The organism is Mesorhizobium sp. WSM4810 (assembly GCF_055811235.1).
Genome location: NZ_JBVVQV010000008.1, coordinates 88,544 through 104,439, shown reverse-complemented (window position 1 = coordinate 104,439; position 15,896 = coordinate 88,544). Strand labels below are relative to the sequence as shown.

Below are 15,896 nucleotides of genomic sequence, written 5' to 3'. Positions count from 1 at the left end.
CTTCTGTTTTTTCGCGCCCGCGCGTAAAACCGACAGCGTATTCAGGATTCCGCTCGTATGCCGCAGGCCGCCGCCAAGCTCAACGCCTTTCCCGTCTTTATGCGGCTCGCTGGCGAAGCTGTGGCCATCGTCGGCGGCGGCGAGGAGGCTCTGGCCAAGGCGCGGCTGATCGGCCAGTCGAGCGCCGTCTTGCGCATCATAGCCGATGCCCCCGAGCATGATTTGCTGGCCTTCATCGCCGCGAATGGCGCCGTCCACATCGCTGCCGCCTATGAGGCCGCGCATCTCGAAAGCGCGGTGATGGTGTTTGCTGCCAGCGGCAACGAGGCGCTTGACCGCCGCGTTGCCGAGGATGCGCGCCGGCTGGGCATTCCGGTCAATGCCGTCGACCGGCCGGAGCTGTGCGATTTCTTCACCCCGGCGCTGGTCAACCGCGCGCCGGTCGCCATTGCCATCGGCACGGAAGGGGCCGGACCGGTGCTTGCCCAGATGCTGCGCAGCCGAATCGACCGCATGCTGTCGCCGTCGCTCGGGCCGCTTGCTTCGCTTGCTGCCTCGTTGCGCGGCACTGTTGAGAGATTGCTGCCGAAAGGCAATGCCCGCCGCCGCTTCTGGAGCGAGTTTTTCGGCGGCGCGCCGGCCCGCGCCATGGAGGCTGGCCAGCTTTCGCAGGCGCACGGTGCCGCCGTCGACCTGTTGCTTTCGAACGCGCCGGCATCGGGTCACATTGCCCTGGTTGGCGCGGGTCCCGGCGCCGAAGACCTGCTGACGCTGCGCGCCCACCGGCTGCTGATGGAAGCCGATGTCATCGTCCATGATGCGCTGGTGCCGGAGGCGATCGTCGCCATGGGCCGTCGCGACGCCGAGCGTCTGCCGGTAGGCAAACGCAAGGGCTGCCACACCAAGAGCCAGGCCGAGATCAATGCGCTGCTGATCGAGCTCGGCCGCGACGGCAAGCGCGTCGTGCGGCTGAAATCCGGCGATCCGCTGGTGTTCGGCCGGGCGGGCGAGGAAATGGCAGCGCTGCGCGATGCCGGCATCGCCTATGAGGTGGTTCCGGGCGTCACCGCGGCCTTCGCCGCCGCCGCCGATTTCGAGCTGCCGCTGACGCTGCGCGGCGTGTCGTCGTCGATGGTGTTCACCACCGGCCACGACCTCAAGGGAAATTCGCTGCCCGACTGGGCCAAGCTCGCCATTTCCGGCGCCACGGTCGCCGTCTATATGGGCCGCTCGGTCGCGGCCGAGGTTGCCGGCCGGCTGATCGAGGCCGGCCTGTCGCCGGATACGGCGGTCGCCGTGGTCGAGAATGCCAGCCTTGCCAACCGCCGCCGTTTCCACGGCACGCTCGCCGACCTGCCGTCGCTGGAGATTCGCGCCGACCTTACCGGTCCGGTCATGACCATCATCGGCGATGCGGTCGCCGGCGCCAATTTTGAACGTTCCGAGCCGCTGGCGGCACACAGGCATGAAGGCGCGGCCCAAACAGCCGCCGAAGGAGCTGATCGATGAAAGTTCTGACAGCAAACCGCCTCGCCGACGGCGAGGCCGTCTGGTACGCCAATGGCGGCTGGGCCGAGACCATCGACAATGCCGATATCGCCTATGACAAGGCGGCTGAAGACCGGCTGGAGGCGATCGGCGCCACGGCCTCTGCCAACAATGAAGTGGTCGACGTCAATCTGATCGACGTGACCGTCGCCAATGGTGTCGTCGAGCCGGTCCGGCTGCGCGAAAAGATCCGCGCCGCCGGCCCGACCAACCGCAACGACCTGGGCAAGCAGGCCCGCCCGGTAGCCGCCCGGGCGGCGTAAACGACCACATTGAAGACAACGGGCGGACGCGCCCGGAAAGACCAGACATGTACCGTTACGATGAGTTCGATCACGATTTCGTCCAGGCCCGCGTCGCCGAGTTCAGCGATCAGGTCGCGCGGCGGCTTGCCGGCGAGATCACCGAGGATCAGTTCCGGCCGCTGCGGCTGATGAATGGCGTCTACCTGCAGTTGCACGCCTACATGCTGCGCATCGCGGTGCCTTACGGCACGCTGAACAGCAAGCAGTTGCGCATGCTTGGCCACATCGCCCGCAAATACGACAAGGGCTACGGCCATTTCACGACGCGCCAGAACATCCAGTTCAACTGGCCGGCGCTGTCGGACATTCCGGCGATCCTGGCCGATCTGGCGAGCGTCGAGATGCACGCCATCCAGACCAGCGGCAACTGCATCCGCAACGTCACCGCCGACCATTTTGCCGGTGCCGCCGCCGACGAGGTGGCCGATCCGCGTCCTTATGCGGAAATCCTGCGCCAATGGTCGTCGGTGCATCCGGAATTCTCGTTCCTGCCGAGAAAATTCAAGATCGCGGTGACCGGCGCGGAGCGCGACCGCGCCGCCATCCAGACGCATGACATCGGCCTGCATTTGAAGAAGAACGCTGCCGGCGAACTCGGTTTCGCCGTCTATGTCGGCGGCGGCCAGGGCCGTACGCCGATGATCGCCAAGAAGATCCGCGACTTCCTGCCCGAGGCCGACCTTCTGTCCTATTGCACGGCGATCCTGCGCGTTTACAACCTCTACGGCCGCCGCGACAACAAATACAAGGCGCGCATCAAGATCCTCGTCCACGAGACCGGCGTCGAGGAGATCACCCGCCAGGTCGAGGCCGAATGGCAGGAGCTGAAGGATGCGGATCTAAAACTGCCGGAAGCCGACATCCGCGCCATCGATGCCTATTTCGCGCCGCCGGCGCTGGTCGATCGGCCGGAAGGCGACGAGGCCGTCAAGCTCGCCCGCCTCGATTCGAAGAGCTTTTCGGAGTGGCTCGACCAGAACGTGGTGACCCACCGTCACCCCGATTATGCCGCCGTGACCATCTCGCTCAAGGCCATTGGCGAAGCGCCGGGCGACGCCTCCGACAGCCAGATGGAAGCGGTCGCCGACCTTGCCGAAAAATATGCTTTCGACGAGCTGCGCGTCAGCCATGAGCAGAACCTGATCCTGCCGCATGTCGCGCGGGCCGACCTCAAGGCGGTCTATGACGCGCTGGTCGACATCGGACTGGCGACCGCCAATTCCAACCTGATATCAGACATCATCTCGTGCCCGGGCCTCGACTATTGCGCGCTGGCCACGGCGCGCTCGATTCCGGTGGCGCAGGAAATCTCGCGTCGTTTCGCTTCGCTCGAGCGTCAGCGCGAGATCGGCGAATTGAAGCTGAAGATTTCCGGCTGCATCAATGCCTGCGGCCATCACCATGTCGGCCATATCGGCATCCTCGGCGTCGAGAAGAAGGGCGCCGAACTCTACCAGGTCACGCTCGGCGGCTCGGCCGACGAGAACACCTCGGTCGGCGAGATCATCGGCCGCGGCTTCAGCTCGGCAGAGATCACCGACGCCATCGAGCAGATCGTCGAGACCTATCTCGGCCTCCGGCTCGACAGAAACGAAAAATTCATCGACGCCTACCGCCGTGTCGGTCCCGCGCCGTTCAAGGAGGCGCTCTATGCTGGCGAAGCCAAGGCCGCTTGATCGTATCGTCGACGTCGAGGCCGGCATCGCCGCCGAAGCGGCGGGGCTCGATGCGCTCTATGGTCATCTGAAGCCGCTGGAGATCATCGAGCGGTCGGCCCGGGAATTCTTTCAAGGTGAAATCGCCGCAGTTTCGTCGTTCGGGGCGGATTCTGCAGTGCTTCTGCACATGATCGCCAAGATCGACCGGACGCTGCCGGTCATCTTCCTCGACACCGGCAAGCACTTCGAGGAGACGCTTGGCTATCGCGACGCGCTGGTTGCCGATTTCGGGCTGACCGATATAAGGGTGATCATGCCCGAAGAAGCGGCGCTCGAACGGATCGATCCGGCCGGTAATCTGAACGAAACCGACACCGACGCCTGCTGCGAGGTCCGCAAGGTCGAGCCGCTGGCGCGCGGCGTCGAGCCGTTCCGCGCTTGGTTCACCGGCCGCAAGCGTTTTCAGGCGACGACGCGGGCATCTCTGCCGGTGTTCGAGGCGGTCGGATCGCGCATTCGCATCAATCCGCTGGCGCATTGGACGACATCAGACCAGGCTAACTATATGCGCGCGCATGCGCTGCGTGAGAATCCGCTGGTCGCCTATGGCTATCTCTCGATAGGCTGCTTCCCGTGCACGCAGCCGGTGCAGCCGGGCGAGGATGCACGCAGCGGCCGCTGGGTGGGGCACGCCAAGACAGAGTGCGGCATCCATTTGTCGGGGCTGGAGAAGTCGCTGACCGACGCATCGCTTTAGGGTATGTCGATATTCAGGTGAGGCTGGCCTGCGAATGGCGGCACGTACCCAAAGTACGCTCCGCTCCGGTTCTCGGAAGCCACCATTCTCGGCTCGGCCTGTCCTGAATCTCAACACACCCTCGAGCGTTTTCAACTTTAGAATTTGGGGACTTGGGGATTTCTCGATGAGTGAATCGATAGTGAAAAACACCACCCGCCTCTGGACCCCGACAGGTTTTAGCGAGGACGAGTGGAGCCATGCCGAGAGCGCCGACGCACTGTCCGGCAATGGCCGCTTCATCCTGCCGCTGCAGGTGTTTCTCGACCTCGATCCGGCGGTGCGCCGGTCGGCGAAGGAGCGCCTCGGCGTGCTGCTTCAGCCCGGCGATCAGCTCGAAAAGATCGCGGACCTGCTCGACCAGATATCGCTGGTGGCGCTGGCCTTCCCGGCTTTCAGTGACGGCCGCTCCTTCTCCAAGGGCGAACTGCTGCGCAGCCGCTACCGTTTCGAGGGCGCGGTCCGCGCCACCGGACAGGTTCTGGTCGACCAGCTTCCGCATATGCTGCGCCTCGGCTTCGACGAGTTCGAAGTATCAAATCCAGTGTTGCTGAAACGGCTCGAGGAAGGCCGCACCGGCGGTCTGCCGCTGTCCTACCAGCCGACCGTGAAGCCGGAGGCCAAAGGCCCCAAATATTCCTGGCGGCGGGTGCGCACCGGTTGATCTCCCCACCGAGCAAGTCGCATCTGGTCGGACCACTTTGCCGATTCAATCTTTTATTTTCGGCATCCGCCCCTTAAGATACGGCCTATTATTTCGTGATCCGAAATAAATTCGCCACCAAGGGAGGAACCGGGAATGGCTGGTAAGAAGATATTGATGCTCGTTGGCGAGTTCAGCGAGGAATACGAGATTTTCGTCTTTGAACAGGCCTTGCATGCGGTCGGCCACACCGTGCATGTCGTGTGTCCCGACAAGAAGGCAGGCGATATCCTGAAGACGTCGCTGCACGACTTCGAGGGTCACCAGACCTATACGGAAAAGCTCGGCCACGACTACATCCTCAACAAGACGTTTTCCGAGGTCAATCCGGCTGAATACGATGCCGTCTATGCGGCAGGCGGGCGCGGGCCGGAATATATCCGCATCGACAAGCGCGTGCAGGCGCTGGTGCGGCATTTCCACGAGACCGGCAAGCCGATCTTCACCATTTGCCACGGCGCCCAGATCCTGATGGCGGTCGACGGCGTGCTGCGTGGCAGGGAAGTCGCGGCGCTGCAGTATTGCGAGCCGGAAGTCACGCTCGCTGGCGGCACCTACATCGATGTCGCGCCGACCGGCGCCCATGTCGACGGCAATCTGGTGTCGGCCAAGGGCTGGCCGGGGCTGGCCGCCTTCATGCGCGAATGCCTGAAAGTGCTTGGCACCGAGATCCGCCACGGCGAGATCCTGATGCGCGACGAACGCCAGGCGGCTTGAGCCACACATTATAAAAGCCGCCGCACCTGTGGTGCGGCGGCTTTACAGCGCCGCGCGTTCGTTTTTGGGATGTGCTTTATGCAGTCATCCGCGCTTCGCGAAACGATACCAGCTTGCTGCGGCTCTCATCCCACAGCGCCAGCTTGACGCAGCGCAGGCTGTCGAGAAGCGTGACGCGGCCGATTTCGCGCAGTTCCGGATAGTCCCTCAGGACCTCCTGGAGCCGATAGCACGGCACCTTGGCGGAGAGGTGGTGCACGTGATGGACGCCGATATTGCCGGTGAACCAGTTCAGTACCGGCGGCAGGTCATAATAGGACGAGCCGTGCAGGGCCGCATGCTGGAACTCCCATTCGGAGTCCTTTGCCCACTCTGTCTCTTCGAACTGGTGCTGGACATAGAACAGCCAGATGCCGGCAGAACCGGCGAGAACGACGATGGGCAAATGGACGACCAGGAACGCTTCGAGACCGACGAACCAGACAAGGGCGGCGGCGGCGACCGCGATGGCCGCGTTGGTGGCCATCGACGACACCCAGGGCGTGAGGCCGCCTCGCATCATGCCGACTGGCAGTCTCTGTTCAAAGATGAAAAGCCAAATGGGGCCGAGGCCGAACATGACGAGCGGATGGCGGTAGAGGCGATAGGCAAGGCGGCCCCGCCAGGACATTTGCCGATATTCCGCGACAGTCAGCGTCCTGATGTCGCCCGTGCCGCGCTCATCGAGATTGCCGGCGCTGGCGTGATGGGTTGCGTGGGCACGCCGCCAGCAATCGTAAGGCGTCAAGGTCAGGATGCCCAGCCCGCGGCCGATCCAGTCGTCGGCGGTGCGATTGGCGAAGAACGAGCCGTGGCCGCAATCGTGCTGGATCATGAAGATCCGCACCAGAAAGCCGGCGGCCGGAAGGATGAGGATCAGACCCCACCAATGGCCATAGGCATAGGCAGCCGAGGACAGTGCCCACAGCGTGGCAAAGGGGATGAGGGTGATGGCAAGTTCGACGGCGCTGCGCCGCCTGTCAGGTTTCTTGTAGCGCGCCAGGATCTTCAACCAGGCACGCTTGCTGTTCGCTACAGCTTCGGGGGAAATCATGTTCATCAGGAAGCATAGACGGACCATTTCGTCGCCGCAAGCCAGGCATCACGCAAAGTTACTGCGGGTAATTGTCGCGCGACGCGCAAGCTGCGGCAAAAGGCATGCCAATGGCGCGCAGCGACAGGCGTGTGTGTTGTCTATCGCCGGTTGCCAGCGGCGGCTACGCTGCTTTCGATGCCGTCCAGGCGGTCAAGCAATTCCCTGAAACGATCGGGAATGTCGTTCTCCGTCCGGAACGCCGGCAACGCGCGCAGAAAGTGCATCGTTGCCTCGGTGCCGAACTGGCGCCTGATGCCGGCCGCCAGCCTTTCACGTCTTTCGTCATCGTTGGGGGCGCCATTCTTACGGTCGCCGTCGTTGCGGGTCGCCATCTCAAAATCCTGTGTCGGTTTCGAAACTCTTCCAGCAGACGAATGGTTCCCCTATCGCAGCATCTTGGCAAGCAAAGCCGGTGGTTACAGTAAAATTTGAATTAATATCGAAAGGTCTCCATGATGCGTCGTCAAAAGCGCGAGCGGCCTGTCCAGTATCGCTTGCCCCTTGATTTTTGGCCGCCAAACCTCGATATCGGGCACAAAATCCACATCATTTGAAATGACGGGAAACGGCGATGAGCGACCAGGCAAAAGACGAACGCGCGCCCGATGAAGCCGAGACGGCCGGGGCTGCCACCGAACACACGCAAGGCAGCGCCGACGGCGACTATGAAGCGCTTGTGCGGCTGCTGAAGGAAAACGACGAGTTGAAGGACCGCGCGCTCCGCGTCGCAGCCGAGATGGAGAATCTGCGCCGCCGTACCGCCCGTGACGTGCACGATGCACGCGCCTATGCGGTTGCCAATTTCGCCCGTGACATGCTGTCGGTATCGGACAATCTGCGCCGCGCACTGGATGCGATCCCGGCTGAGTCCAAGGCGTCAGGTGATGCCGGTTTGAAGTCACTGATCGAGGGCGTCGAGCTCACCGAGCGCGCCATGCTATCGGCGCTCGAGCGGCACGGAGTGAAGAAGCTCGAGCCGGAAGGCGAGAAATTCGACCCGAATTTCCATCAGGCGATGTTCGAGGTGCCCAATCCGGAGGTGCCGGCCAACACGGTGGTCCAGGTCGTGCAGCCAGGCTATTCGATCGGTGAGCGGGTGTTGCGGCCGGCCATGGTCGGCGTTGCCAAGGGCGGTCCCAAGCATGTGGCAAGCGAAGCGCCGGTCGAGCCAGGGCCGGTGAATGAGCAAGCTGAGAAGGATGCGTAAGTTAAGGGAATAGGGCAGTAGGAGCAGTAGGGGCAGTAGGGTAAAGGAGCCGTACCAATCGTACGGCTTCGTGCTATTCATACATCCCTATTCACCCGCTCTCCTACTCCGCTATGCCCTTGAACCCGATCGAGCTTCTCGACTATGCCGGTGTCGCCGTCTTCGCGGCGACCGGTGCGCTGGCCGCTTCGCGCAAGCAGCTCGACATCATCGGCTTTCTGTTCCTGGCCAGCGTCACCGGCATCGGCGGTGGCACGTTTCGTGACGTCATCCTCAATCTGCCGGTCTTCTGGGTTACCAACTCTGGCTATGTGCTGATCTGCGCGGTGGTGGCGATGCTTGTCTTTTTCGGGGCGCACCGTCTCGAATCCCGCTGGAAATTACTGCTCTGGCTCGACGCCGTCGGCCTCGCCGCGTTTTCGGTGATGGGTGCCGCCAAGGGCCTGGCCATCACCGGCTCGCCGGTCGTGTCCGTTGTTACCGGCGTGCTCACCGCCACGTTCGGCGGGATCTTGCGCGACCTGCTGGCCGGTGAGGCTTCGGTGCTCTTGAGACCAGAAATCTATGTCACCGCCGCCCTTGCGGGCGCCATCCTGTTTACAACAGGCGATCTCGCCGGACTGCCGCCGCTCGCCTCGGGCCTGGTGGGCTTCATAGCCGCTTTTTGCGTGCGTGGCGGCGCGCTTAAGTTCGGCTGGGCCTTTCCGTCCTACAAGAGCCGGCCCGGCCGGCGGCCGGAAGATATTCCGTGAAATGAGGGCGAGTAGCGAATAGGGACAACGATCCGCAGCGAATTGGCGGAACTCCCGCTACTCGCTACTCCCTATTCGCTACTCATTGGAATCTCAGGCGGCGAAGCGCTGGGCTTCCCCGCCATAATAGCTGACGTAGCGGGCGCCGATCTCCTTGACCGGCATCACCACGAACACGTCGACCGTCGAGAATTCGCGGTCGATGACGCAGCCGTCGCCGATGCGCGCGCCGACGCGCAGATAGCCCTTGACCAGCGGTGGCATCGCCGCGATCGCGGCCTTGGCGTTGACCGCCTCGATCGGCATCAAATCCATGGAACAGTAGCGGCCGGCGACGGCGCGCACGTCCCAGGCCGAATTCGTCCGGCAGTGATGGGCGAGATAGGTCAGCGCTTCGGCGTGTGCCGCCGGCACGGTGCCGGGGAACGAGGCGCAACCGGTCATCACGCCGATCCCATAGTGGTTGATATAGGCCCAGATACCTTGCCAGAGCGCCTCGATGGTGCGCTTCGAGCGGTATTCCGGCAAGACGCAGGAGCGGCCGAGCTCGAGGAAACGCTGGCCGGGATGGCGGGCGATAAGATTGGTCAGCTCAAACTCGCCCTCGGAATAGAAGCCGCCGGCCGCTGCCGCGATCTCCTGCCGCAACAGGCGGTAGGTGCCGACAATGCGGCGATGCTCGGGACCGGACAGCGAGGTGTCGAAGACCAGCAGATGATCACAGAGCGGATCAAAATGGTCGGCGTCGCGGCGGTCCTGCACCTGAAACAGGGTTTTCTTGGCGCCGAGCTCGTCATAGAACACCCGGTAGCGCACTTCCTGCGCGGCGGCGATCTCGGCCTCGTTGCGTGCGAGCCGCACTTCGAGGTTGCCGATACGGCCAAGCGCTTCGCCTTTTATGACAGCATCGACGTTGCGCCCGGTGAGCAAAGCACCCCTGGCGTTCGGCCGAGCGTCACATTCCGGCATAACTGTATGCACGAGTGATTCTCCTTCGAGCCATCCCTCTTGGCACGGGGATACGGCGTAGGTGCAACAGGATTGTGACAGTACCGTGATACGACCCTGCCGGCAATACTTCGTCGGCTGGGCAACCCTTCAACCGGCTATGTTCTGCAGGTAAGCCAGGCAAGGTCAGCCGGCGGATCAAGCGGCCACGTGACCCTCGACCGCATGGACAAGCGCGTCGGGGTCGAGCGGCTTGGTGACGAAGCCGCTGGCGCCATGGGCGAGCACTGCGTGGCGGGTCGTTTCCTGACTGTCCGCCGACAGCACCATGATCGGAACCGGCGACACGGCGGTTTCCTCCTCGTGCCGGCGGATGGCGGCGATCGCGTCCAGCCCGTCCATGACAGGCATGTGCAGGTCCATCAGCACCACGTCGAAGCGGTACTTGTGGTCGGTGCCGGTGATGGCCTCGACGGCGGCCTTGCCGTTGCCGACCAGTTTCACGCGATGCCCGGCCTTTAGCAGCGTGGCACGGGCAAGCATGGCGTTGATGTCGTTATCCTCGGCGATCAGCACGGACAGGCCCCGCCGCCGGCCGCCAATGGCGCGGGCGGTTGGTGCGCCGCGCTTTTCCGGCTGCGGCTGGGTGAGGGCAGGCACGCTGCTGGTCAAAAGCACGCGAAGCAACGTTTCGCCACGCACCGGCCTTGCCAGAAAGGTGGCGTAGCCGCTGGCGCGGAACTCGCCCAGCATGCCGCGGTCGGTTGGCGCGATCAGTGTGATCGCCTCGCAATCGGCAAAGCCGCTCTGGCGAAGGCGCTTGAGCAACCTGCCGTCGCCTTCCTCCATGGCCGCATCGACCAAAAGCGCGTCGCAGCCTTCGGCGAAGGACGCTGCCTGGGCGGCGGTGGTGGCCAGATCGACCTTGCCGCCATTGGCGCGGATGGTGCGGGCGATGGCGTCGGCCTCGATGGCGTTCTTCGACAGGATCACGGCGCGCCGCCCTGACAGCGCATCCCGACGGCTCTGCGGCGGCTCGGTGGCCGATATTGCAGGGATTTCGAAGACGAATTCCGAACCCTGGCCGAGCTGGCTCGACACCGAGATCGTGCCGCCCATGGCGATCACCAGGCGCCTGGAGATGGCAAGACCGAGCCCGGCGCCGCCATGCGCGCGAGTCGACGTGCCGTCAGCCTGTTCGAATTCCTCGAAGATGCGCTCCAGGTCGTCCTCGTGCAGGCCGGGACCGGTGTCGGTGACGGTGAAGCATATGCGGTCGGTGGTTTCGGTGCGGGCACGAGCGATGCTCACCAACACGCCGCCGCTGTCGGTGAACTTGATGGCGTTGCCGATGAGGTTGAGCAGCACCTGCCTGACTCTTCCAGGATCGGCTGATATCATCTGCGGCACGTCGGGTTCGACATGGCAGCCAAGGCCGATGTTCTTGGCGAAGGCACGCGCCGCCAGGAGTTCTACGATGTTGTCGGCGATCTCGCGCACCGACATTGGCTGCGGTTCGGGATCGAAGCGGCCGGCCTCGATCTTGGAATAGTCGAGCAGGTCCTCGATCAGCGCCAGCAGCGCGCTGGCCGAGGTCGAGATGGCGCCGACATAGGTCCGTTGTTGCGGCGAGAGCCCGGTGTCCGCCAGCAGCTTGGCCATGCCCATGATGCCGTTCATCGGCGTGCGGATCTCGTGGCTGACGGTGGCGAGGAAGCGCGATTTGGCCTGGCTTGCATATTCGGCTCGCTCGCGGGCGGTGATCAGCGACGTTTCGGCGTGCTTGCGGGCGGTAATGTCGCGGGCGATGGCGCGATGCGAGACAGCACCGCTCTCCTTGTCGCGCACGGACAGTTCGATCCATGAGAACCAGCGCGGGCCGCTCGGTGTTCTAATGGCGACGTCGGTGGAGCTCAGGCATTCATGATCGGAAAAAGCGGCATCGGGAACGATGCCGACGTCGATGCCGAGGTCGGCCAGGGCCTTGCCGGCAAGGTCGCGCTGGTCGGCTCCGACAAGCTCGGCGAAAACCTTGTTGGCATAGACGATGTGGCCGTCACGGTCGCGATGGACGACGAGATCGCCAAGCGCGTCGATCAACCCGCGAAAGCGTTCCTCGCTCTCCTGCATCTCCCACACGCGGTCGGCCAGGCTCTCAACCTCGGCGCGGCTGCGCGCTGCGGTCTCGCCAAGCAGCGCAACCGTGCGGCGCGCCGTGCGCCTGGCACGCAGATGCACGGCAAGGCCTGCCATGCCAGTCGACAAAAGCCCGACGGTGATGAAGATCGGCGCGCCGGTCAGATGCGACAGGCCCGCCAGCACGACGATGGCGACGAGCATCAGGAACGGCAGGCCTTCGCGATTGGCGGCGGGCAATTCAGGCGCCAGTGGCGGCGCCGCGATATGCTGCCGGCTTGGCGCCTCCGGGCCGATCCCGTCGACGCTTTCGGCGCTCTCTGTTTCTCTGATGCCGGATTCCGTGACCATGCGGAAACCCTTGCCAGACAGAGATTATGGAAAATTGCCGCGGATCGTTCGAATTTTAGCGGTCGCGCGGTTTTTGCCTCTCCGCTCCTGAAGCGCGTCGCGTTTGGCCGGCCTCATGCGAGGCGCTTCACCGCTGCACACCCTGGGTCATACTTTTGCTCGACATGCATTAAAAACCGGAGAAGGAAGAGCTCACATGTCCACCACCACGCGACCGCGGACCTTGCCCTCGACGATATCGTGCGCGGCGTCGATGATGCCATCGAAGCCAACGGTCGTGGACAGTTTGGCGAGCTTCTGGAGGTCGAGGTCCGTGCCGATGCGGCGCCACGCCTCCATGCGGACCGTTTTTGGCGCCATCACCGAATCGATGCCGAGCAGACAAACGCCGCGCAGGATGAACGGGGCGACGCTCGTCGGCAGATCCATGCCGCCGGCCAGGCCGCAGGCGGCGACGGCGCCGCCATAGGAGGTCATCGAAAGGACGTTGGCCAGGGTGTGACTGCCGACCGCGTCGACGCCGCCGGCCCAGCGTTCCTTGGCGAGCGGCTTTGCCGGCTGGGCAAGCTCGTCGCGCGAAATCACTTCCGAAGCACCCAGGTCGGTCAGGTATGGACTTTCAGCGCTGCGGCCGGTCGAGGCGGTGACGTGATAGCCGAGGCTGGACAGAATCGAAACCGCGACCGAGCCGACGCCGCCGGCCGCGCCCGTCACCACGACGGGGCCGCGTTCCGGCACGATGCCGTGCCGTTCCAGCGCGATAACGCAAAGCATGGCTGTGTAACCTGCCGTGCCGACCGCCATCGCATCATGCGGGCTCATGCCCTGGGGCAGCGGCACCAGCCAGTCGCCCCTGACACGGGCGCGCTCGGCATAGGCGCCAAAATGCGTCTCGCCGACGCCCCAGCCGTTCAATATGACCTTGTCCCCCGTGCGCCAGTCGGCATGGGAGGACGAGATCACGGTGCCGGCGAAATCAATGCCCGGCACCAGCGGCCAGCGGCGGATCACCGGCGCCTTGCCGGATATGGCGAGGCCGTCCTTGTAGTTCACCGTCGTCGCCTCGACGGCGACGGTGACGTCGCCTTCCATTAGGTCGGCTTCGGTAAGGTCGGTGATCGCGACCGACTGCTTCTTCTCGGCGTCGCGCGAAACGAGGATGGCTTTGAAGGTTTCGGGCATGTCTTCTCCTCGGGCTTCTTGAATGGGACACTGTATGGCGGCAGAAGGCCAGGTCAATCGCTTGAGGGCTTGGCCTCACGCCGCCAACCAATGAGTTCGTCGAGGACGACCACCACCGCGCCGACCGCGATGAAGGCGTCGGCGAGGTTGAAGATGGCGAAGGACCATATTGGGGTGTGAAACAGGATGTAGTCGATCACGTGACCATAGGTAACGCGGTCGAACAGATTGCCGAGCGCGCCGCCGACGATCAGCGCAAAGCCGATGCGCGTAAGCACGTGGCCGGGCGGAGTTCGGGCCGCGAGATAGAGCACGAAAGCGACGACGAAAGCGGCGATGACCACCAGGCCGGTGTCACCGAAGGACGAAAACATCGAGAAGGCGATGCCGGTGTTGTAGGTGCGATACAATGCCAGGAACGGGACAAGATCGACCTTTTCCTGAAAAGGGAGGCCGGTCTCGACCAGATATTTCACCCACTGGTCGAGCGTCACCGCGGCGGCGACCAGCACGACGTAGGGCAACCAGGATTTTGCCGTTGGGGATTTCACCATTCGGGATGTCACGGTCAGGCGCCCTCCGGGGCAAGTTTCAGCGCGCCGCGCCGGATCTCGAACAGCATGATGCCGGTGGCCACCGCGAGATTGAGCGAATCGGCCCGACCGGACTGTGGAATCCGCAGCAATCTGTCGCAGCTTTCGGCCAGGCTTTCGGGCAGGCCCTGCTGTTCGTTGCCCATCATCAGCAGCACCGGGCCTTTGGAAAAGTCGACCGAACGGTAATCGACCGCACCCTTCAGATGTGTGCCGGCAACCAGGCCAGGAAAGCTTTTTCGCCACGCAAGGAAGGCTTCCGGCGTCGCCTTGGCGACCGGCACGGCGAAGATCGAACCCATCGTGGCGCGCACGGTCTCGACGGAAAAAGGATCGGTGGTCTCGCCGACCAGGATGATGCCCTTGGCGCCAACGGCATCGACGGTGCGGATGACGGTACCGAGATTGCCGGGATCGCGCACGCGGTCCAGCGCCACCCAGACATCGCCGTCTTGAGCGCGGATGTCCTTCAGCGGCAGGAACTTTTGCGAAAAGACGCCGACCACCATTTGCGGGTTGTCGCGGCGGGTGATGGCGACGAGCACTTTTTCCGAAACTTCGAGCACGGTGCCGCCGGCGGCAACCGTGCGTGCCGCGACCTTTTCGACCGCCGCGTTGCCGCGTCCGGCTTTGGCGAAGACCAGCGTCCGGATCGACCACCCGAGGTCGAGCGCGTCGATGACCAGCTTCAGCCCCTCGGCCATGAATGCGTTCTGCTGGTCGCGGTATTTCTTCAGCGAGAGCGCCTTGATGTCCTTGATCAACGGATTGGCAAGGCTGGTGACTTCCTTCACCTGCCCTGGCGCGCCGGCGTGCCGCTCGCTCATTCAGGCCACCCAGCGCGAAAACAGCGAGGTGGACAGCGCCCGGCCGGCGGATTTCTCGCGGATAATCAGTTCGCCGGATTCGACCGTGCCGCCCATGCCGGCAAAAGTGTCGCGCATCAAGGCATGGATGGCGAAGAAGGAAGCGCGGATCGAATAGGCGGTCAGCACGACAGCGAGCGGCTTCGGCGTCAGGACCGAGCGGCAGAGGTCGGTCAGAGCAGGCAGATCCTCGAACAATTGCCAGACCTCGCCCCTAGGGCCACGGCCATAGGCGGGCGGATCGAACAGGACGATGTCGTAACGGCTGCCACGGCGCTCCTCGCGCTCGGCGAATTTTAGGGCGTCGTCGACGATCCAACGGATCGGCTTTTGCGACAGGCCCGCCATCTCCTGGTTCTCCCTGGCCCAGCCGATCGCCTTCTTGGAAGCATCGACATGGGTGACCTCGGCGCCGGCGCGCGCCGCCACCAGCGAGGCAAGGCCGGTATAGCCGAACAGATTCAGCACTTTGACCGGCCGCTTTGCCGCCGCGATCAGCCCGGCCATGTGATCCCAGTGCGAGGCCTGCTCGGGGAACACGCCGACATGGCGAAACGAGGTGAAGCGGCCGAGATAATCGATGCCGTCATGCTTCATTGGCCAGGTTTCGCCGAACGGCGTCCTGGGGAAACGCCAGCGGCCGATGCCTTCCTCGTCGGTGTCGCCGGTGAAAATGGCGTCGGCGCGGTCCCAGTCCTTGGTCGGCAACGCTTTTTGCCAGATCGCCTGGCCTTCAGGCCGAACGATGCGATAGGGGCCGTACTGCTCGAGCTTCTGTCCGGCACCGCTGTCGAGCAACGCGTAGTCGGCGTTGGGCGCGACTTCGAGGATCAGCGGCAGGTGTTCGGCGGGCAGGGCGCCGTCGCGGCGGGAAAGGACGCGCGGCGCGGCTATCGGCTCGGTGCGGTGCGATGCTGTGCCGCTTCCGCGCGGTTCCGCCCCGCCCTTTGCGAGCTGATGCGAGCGGCTGTCGCGGCGTTTGTCGCGAAAAGGTTTCAA

At 63.9% G+C, this 15,896-nt stretch carries 16 protein-coding genes; 8 read left to right on the top strand and 8 right to left on the bottom strand.

Annotation, left to right across the window (positions count from 1 at the left end):
* The first annotated feature begins 57 nt into the window (after positions 1-57).
* The 6 genes from cysG (at position 58) to AC0L3O_RS14470 (ending at position 5,727) form a co-directional block, all read left to right on the top strand.
* Positions 58-1,509, top strand: a complete 1,452-nt coding sequence (gene cysG, locus AC0L3O_RS14495) for a siroheme synthase CysG (protein ID WP_473535417.1) — start codon at positions 58-60, stop codon at positions 1,507-1,509.
* The gene (locus AC0L3O_RS14490) at positions 1,506-1,811 is read left to right on the top strand and encodes a DUF2849 domain-containing protein (RefSeq protein WP_128173485.1); all 306 of its coding nucleotides are present in this window, start codon (positions 1,506-1,508) and stop codon (positions 1,809-1,811) included. Before cysG ends, AC0L3O_RS14490 begins: the two co-directional genes overlap by 4 nt.
* 47 nt (positions 1,812-1,858) lie before the next feature.
* On the top strand, positions 1,859-3,529 hold the full coding sequence (locus AC0L3O_RS14485) for a nitrite/sulfite reductase (protein ID WP_473535415.1): 1,671 nt from the start codon (positions 1,859-1,861) through the stop codon (positions 3,527-3,529).
* Positions 3,504-4,268 carry a phosphoadenylyl-sulfate reductase gene (locus AC0L3O_RS14480; RefSeq protein ID WP_473535414.1) on the top strand — a complete coding sequence of 255 codons (765 nt, stop codon included), beginning with the start codon at positions 3,504-3,506 and terminating at the stop codon, positions 4,266-4,268. Before AC0L3O_RS14485 ends, AC0L3O_RS14480 begins: the two co-directional genes overlap by 26 nt.
* Positions 4,269-4,434: 166 nt before the next feature.
* Complete coding sequence (locus AC0L3O_RS14475; RefSeq protein WP_473535413.1) at positions 4,435-4,971, top strand: DUF934 domain-containing protein; 537 nt, start codon at positions 4,435-4,437, stop codon at positions 4,969-4,971.
* Between the two features lie 135 nt (positions 4,972-5,106).
* Positions 5,107-5,727, top strand: coding sequence for a DJ-1/PfpI family protein (locus AC0L3O_RS14470; RefSeq protein WP_473535412.1), 621 nt, complete (start codon positions 5,107-5,109; stop codon positions 5,725-5,727).
* A gap of 76 nt (positions 5,728-5,803) precedes the next feature.
* On the opposite strand, the gene AC0L3O_RS14465 is transcribed toward AC0L3O_RS14470, so the two are convergent.
* Both AC0L3O_RS14465 and AC0L3O_RS14460 read right to left on the bottom strand, forming a co-directional pair.
* Positions 5,804-6,826 carry a fatty acid desaturase gene (locus tag AC0L3O_RS14465; protein ID WP_128171074.1) on the bottom strand — a complete coding sequence of 341 codons (1,023 nt, stop codon included), beginning with the start codon at positions 6,824-6,826 and terminating at the stop codon, positions 5,804-5,806.
* A gap of 134 nt (positions 6,827-6,960) precedes the next feature.
* Complete coding sequence (locus tag AC0L3O_RS14460; protein WP_287230102.1) at positions 6,961-7,194, bottom strand: hypothetical protein; 234 nt, start codon at positions 7,192-7,194, stop codon at positions 6,961-6,963.
* 239 nt (positions 7,195-7,433) lie between these two features.
* Here AC0L3O_RS14460 and grpE point away from each other — a divergent pair, with 239 nt between their 5' ends.
* The gene (gene grpE / locus AC0L3O_RS14455) at positions 7,434-8,069 is read left to right on the top strand and encodes a nucleotide exchange factor GrpE (protein WP_091595557.1); all 636 of its coding nucleotides are present in this window, start codon (positions 7,434-7,436) and stop codon (positions 8,067-8,069) included.
* A gap of 119 nt (positions 8,070-8,188) precedes the next feature.
* Positions 8,189-8,821, top strand: coding sequence for a trimeric intracellular cation channel family protein (locus AC0L3O_RS14450; RefSeq protein ID WP_023797432.1), 633 nt, complete (start codon positions 8,189-8,191; stop codon positions 8,819-8,821).
* Positions 8,822-8,914: 93 nt separating this feature from the next.
* Here the strand turns inward: AC0L3O_RS14450 and olsB are convergent, their stop codons facing one another.
* The 6 genes from olsB to AC0L3O_RS14420 all read right to left on the bottom strand — a co-directional run bounded on the left by olsB (position 8,915) and on the right by AC0L3O_RS14420 (position 15,896).
* Positions 8,915-9,802: a l-ornithine N(alpha)-acyltransferase gene (gene olsB, locus AC0L3O_RS14445; RefSeq protein ID WP_084833614.1), complete on the bottom strand. Its 888-nt coding sequence runs from the start codon at positions 9,800-9,802 to the stop codon at positions 8,915-8,917.
* Between the two features lie 165 nt (positions 9,803-9,967).
* Positions 9,968-12,256 (bottom strand): ATP-binding protein, encoded by a 2,289-nt coding sequence (locus AC0L3O_RS14440; protein ID WP_473615881.1) that lies wholly within the window; start codon positions 12,254-12,256, stop codon positions 9,968-9,970.
* A 192-nt stretch (positions 12,257-12,448) separates the two neighbouring features.
* Positions 12,449-13,438, bottom strand: a complete 990-nt coding sequence (acuI, locus tag AC0L3O_RS14435) for an acrylyl-CoA reductase (NADPH) (RefSeq protein WP_473615880.1) — start codon at positions 13,436-13,438, stop codon at positions 12,449-12,451.
* Between the two features lie 53 nt (positions 13,439-13,491).
* Positions 13,492-13,992 carry a signal peptidase II gene (lspA, locus tag AC0L3O_RS14430; RefSeq protein WP_031254192.1) on the bottom strand — a complete coding sequence of 167 codons (501 nt, stop codon included), beginning with the start codon at positions 13,990-13,992 and terminating at the stop codon, positions 13,492-13,494.
* Positions 13,993-14,006: 14 nt separating this feature from the next.
* Complete coding sequence (locus AC0L3O_RS14425; RefSeq protein ID WP_023797437.1) at positions 14,007-14,858, bottom strand: TrmH family RNA methyltransferase; 852 nt, start codon at positions 14,856-14,858, stop codon at positions 14,007-14,009.
* Positions 14,859-15,896, bottom strand: a complete 1,038-nt coding sequence (locus tag AC0L3O_RS14420; protein ID WP_473615879.1) for an RsmD family RNA methyltransferase — start codon at positions 15,894-15,896, stop codon at positions 14,859-14,861.